General features: G+C 51.1%; 1 protein-coding gene. It reads left to right on the top strand.

The window, feature by feature from the left end:
- Window positions 1–558: 558 nt before the first annotated feature.
- The gene (locus tag BIS10_RS18845) at window positions 559–897 is read left to right on the top strand and encodes a hypothetical protein (RefSeq protein ID WP_253507837.1); all 339 of its coding nucleotides are present in this window, start codon (window positions 559–561) and stop codon (window positions 895–897) included.
- The last annotated feature ends 218 nt before the right edge of the window (window positions 898–1,115 follow it).

The following is a 1,115-nucleotide window of genomic DNA, read 5'->3' on the forward strand; positions in this document are numbered from 1 at the left end:
GGAACGAGGCCAACTTTATCGCCATGATCTACCTGATTGGCAGCCCGGTGGGCCGCCTATTCGATCAGGCCAAATCCACGTGAAGTGACGAAGAACCCTATTTTTTCAGCTAGGTGCCATATAAAAAACTAAACAGTCGGCCCAAGTGATTAGACTGCCCTTGTGCGCTCAACCGCTGCTCTGGTTGTACTTATCTCCTTGCTCAATATGACAAATATAACTTAATGTCGGTCGATTTCAGCAATACTTGAAGAAAATTTCAAGTTTATTAGGCTATGTGGGCTCAACCTGAAATGAAGGCGACACATTTCTCATCAGTAGACAGAGTCGACTGTACAAGTGCTAATCACCTGTGATGTAGGCACATGCCCGAAACTAGTAACTGCTTAAACAATGGACAGGATTATCTATCTGCCATGCGACAAAAAATGTCGCACTGCGCTTAATTAAATACCGCAGCTATTTGACGTGCCAAGAAGAAGCCAAAAAATTTCGGCCTATATCACTCCTATGCATCCACCCCACTGGAAACTTTTTCCTCTGCATAGGAGCTTCAATATGCCCCCACCCTGTAAACGTTGTGCATCAACGCGCATGCTGAACCTGGAGACTGCCCAACGCGTGAGCGTGGTGGGCAGCACCTTGATCGGCGGTGCTATTGGCGCATGGAGAGCGACAGCCATCACCGGCCCACTGCCGCTAACTGTGACTCGCTTTCCATTGGCAAAACTGCCTGCCGCCATGATGGGGGCCGTGGCTGGTGGTCAAACCGGCTCGCGCATCGCCACCTCATTGTTTGAGCAGTGGCTGCCAGTAGGTAGCGGGACACCATGGTTATGCTTGTCTTGCGGCTGCACCTACCGCGACGTCTATCCGCCTTTAGCACCTAACGCTTAACCCATCGTTGTTCGCCCTGTGTGGGGCGAATGATCCGCTTATTCACTTTCTCGCGCTGGCCTTTGGTCGGCGCTTTTTTTATGTCTGGAGAATGACTCATGGCACATCTCGTTGAACAAATGGCTTACGTTGGCGATACCCCTTGGCATGGCCTGGGGCAGCAACTGTCTCGTCATCAACCGCTGGAGGTCTGGCAGCAACAGGCCGGTATGAACTGG

This window comes from Halomonas sp. 707B3 (assembly GCF_024158645.1).
Taxonomy (GTDB): Bacteria; Pseudomonadota; Gammaproteobacteria; order Pseudomonadales; family Halomonadaceae; genus Vreelandella; species Vreelandella lionensis.

What these genes read in the sequence shown, in the direction of transcription:
- BIS10_RS18845 (WP_253507837.1), top strand. Translation starts at nt 559, where the DNA reads ATGCCCCCACCCTGTAAACGTTGTGCATCAACGCGCATGCTGAACCTG.